Source organism: Zoogloea sp. (assembly GCF_044344315.1).
In the GTDB taxonomy this organism is placed as follows: domain Bacteria; phylum Pseudomonadota; class Gammaproteobacteria; order Burkholderiales; family Rhodocyclaceae; genus Zoogloea.
Window position 1 is genome coordinate 1 of the sequence record NZ_JBIJDC010000199.1, and the last position, 2,803, is coordinate 2,803.

General features: G+C 60.2%; 3 protein-coding genes. 2 read left to right on the forward strand and 1 reads right to left on the reverse strand.

Annotated features, from left to right (window positions below; translation table 11 throughout):
* A partial coding sequence (locus ACIQ09_RS22125; protein WP_398314576.1) for an AAA family ATPase occupies positions 1-1,027 on the reverse strand: 1,027 nt, incomplete at its 3' end.
* Between the two features lie 192 nt (positions 1,028-1,219).
* Here ACIQ09_RS22125 and ACIQ09_RS22130 point away from each other — a divergent pair.
* Together ACIQ09_RS22130 and ACIQ09_RS22135 are read left to right on the forward strand one after the other, a co-directional pair.
* The gene (locus tag ACIQ09_RS22130) at positions 1,220-2,161 is read left to right on the forward strand and encodes a chromate resistance protein ChrB domain-containing protein (RefSeq protein ID WP_398314578.1); all 942 of its coding nucleotides are present in this window, start codon (positions 1,220-1,222) and stop codon (positions 2,159-2,161) included.
* Positions 2,158-2,803: chromate transporter (locus ACIQ09_RS22135; RefSeq protein WP_398314580.1), on the forward strand; the 646-nt coding region annotated here is incomplete at its 3' end. The genes ACIQ09_RS22130 and ACIQ09_RS22135, both read left to right, overlap by 4 nt.

Sequence of the window (2,803 nt, forward strand, 5' to 3'; positions counted from 1 at the left end):
TACTGAGCATTTCCTGGTTTTGCCCCAGCACTGACGAGATCAACCTCTCGACGGGGGCGACTTCAAGCGTATAGCCACGCCGAAGCGCATTGATGCTTCGCTCCACATCGGAGAGCGATTGCCCCTGGAAGCCTGCAGCCAGCACATCGATCCAGGGCTGGAAGAGCCCCCGGTCTTCGCCCAGAAAACGCTCGATCGCGACGGCGATTGATTTCGCATCTGGTGCATCGAATTTCACGACCAAGTCAAAACGACGCCACAGCGCGGGATCCACCAATTCCGGGTGGTTGGTGGCAGCAAGCAGCAGGCCGCTGTCCGGCCACTGATCAACCTCCTGAAGCATGACGGTAACCAAACGCTTGAGCTCACCGATATCCGATTCGTCACTCCGACGCTTCGCGATGGCATCAATTTCGTCGAGCAAAAGGACCGCCGCATGCTTCTTGGCATGATCAAGCGCCATGCGCAGATTGTTTCCGGTCTTTCCCAGAAGGCTGCTCATCACCGCCGTCAGATCAAGGACCCACAGCGGCTTTCCGAGCGACTGCGCAATCCAGCGGGCAGACAGGGTTTTCCCCACGCCAGGCGGACCGACCAGGATGGCCGATCGAGTGGGGCTAATACCCCGTGCAGCCAAGCGCTCTGACTCCTGACGTTCATGGATGATCGCTCTGATCGCATCGCCTACCCCTACGGGAAGAATGGGTGCTGCCAATCCCTCTCGGTCATCGAATACACGAATCAGCGGCAGACGGGAATCTCCGTCAACAGGCAGCAGGATCTCCCGGTCATCGCTCACCGACACTCCGCGTCGAAGCACAGAACTCCCAGCCGATCGGGTTTGTGTTGTCTTTAGCGACTGATCCAGGCTTGAAGCCAACTCAGGGCGACCTTGCCGGTACTTACGAACCAATTTCGCCAACAGCAGTCGTGTGTCTTCATAAGAGTCCGCGGCAGCGAGTCTTGCCAAATTGGCGAGATCATCTTCCAGATCCTTGCATTCGCCCACCCCTTCAGATTTATTCACAAGAATCACCAGAATTATGAAAAATTATTATGGCGAATTTTATGACCAAAACAAAAATTCGTCAATAAGTCATGCAGGGATACATGCAGCGAAAAGTGCAGTGTAGCCATCCCTATCCTTCCTTCCTGTGCCGCTGCATCGCTCATCAAAATTTAGTTGTAACAACATCAACGAAGATGTAGCGTAGACAACATGACTCAATGGCTCTCGCTCATCACCAGTCTTCCCACCGAAAACGCCACGGCCCGTATGCGGGCTTGGCGGGCGCTCAAGGCATCAGGGGCCGCCGTCCTGCGTGACGGCGTGTATCTGATGCCTGAACGGGAAGCCTGCCGCAATACGCTCGATGCCGTGGCCACCGACATCCTGGGTGCCGGCGGCACGGTGTTTGTCCTGCGTGTCGAAGAGCCGGATGGCGCCGCCTTCGTCAGCCTGTTTGACCGCCGTGAGGACTATGCGGTGTTGCTCGCCGACATCAGCAAGGCGCATGCAGGACTTGCTGCCGAGACCGCGGCCGACACCCTCAAGCAGGCACGCAAGCTACGCAAGACCTTCGCGGGCCTCGCTGAAATTGATTTCTTCCCCGGCGAGGCCCGGCGCCAGGCCGAGGCGGCTTTGCAGGATCTGGAGCAGCAGGCAGGCTGGGCCTTGTCTCCAGATGAACCTCATGCCGTCGCCAGCACGATTCCCCAACTGCCGCTTGGCCTGTACCTCGGCCGGACGTGGGCCACCCGTCGCCGTCCATGGGTGGACCGCCTCGCCAGCGCCTGGCTGATCCGCCGCTTCATCGACCCGGATGCGCAACTTTTGTGGCTGGAGTCGCCCGCCGATTGCCCTCCCGATGCCCTGGGTTTTGACTTCGACGGTGCGACTTTCAGCCACGTCGGCGTTCGGGTCACCTTTGAAGTCCTGCTGGCGAGCTTCGGCCTTGAAACCCCCGCGCTGCAAAGGCTTGGGGCGCTGGTGCATTTCCTGGATGTGGGAGGCGTGCAGCCCCCCGAGTCGGTGGGTATCGAGAGCGCTTTGGCAGGGCTGCGGGACACCATTGGCGACGACGATCAACTCCTGAACCTCGCCAGCGCGATATTTGATGGCTTGCTGGCCTCCTTCGAGAAAGCGCCCCCGGCAAAATGAACCCCACCGCCACCATCCCTGAAGTGCGTCCTGACGCGCCACCCGCGCCGGTCAGCTTCTGGGAAGCCTTCATCTTCTGGCTGAAGCTCGGCTTCATCAGCTTCGGTGGGCCGGCCGGGCAGATTTCGATCATGCATCAGGAGCTGGTGGAAAACCGCCGCTGGATTTCCGAGCGCCGCTTCCTGCACGCCCTCAATTACTGCATGGTGCTGCCTGGCCCCGAGGCCCAGCAACTCGCCACCTACATCGGCTGGCTGATGCACCGAAGCTGGGGCGGCATCGTCGCCGGGGTGCTGTTCGTGCTGCCTTCATTGTTCATCCTGATTGCCCTGTCGTGGATCTACATCGCCTTCGGCGAGATGCCCCTGGTGGCCGGGTTGTTCTATGGCATCAAGCCGGCTGTCACCGCCATCGTTGTGCAGGCGGCCCACCGTATCGGGGGTCGGGCACTCAAAAACAATGCCCTGTGGGCGATTGCTGCCGCGTCCTTTGTGGCCATCTTTGCGCTGGATATTCCGTTCCCGGCCATCGTGGCGGTCGCTGCGCTCAGCCACCACCTGGCGAGCCCGGTAGAGGTCGGTGCCCCACTCGAACTCGACGGTCACCACCGACAGGCCGATCTTGGTGGCCGAGCGTACCCGA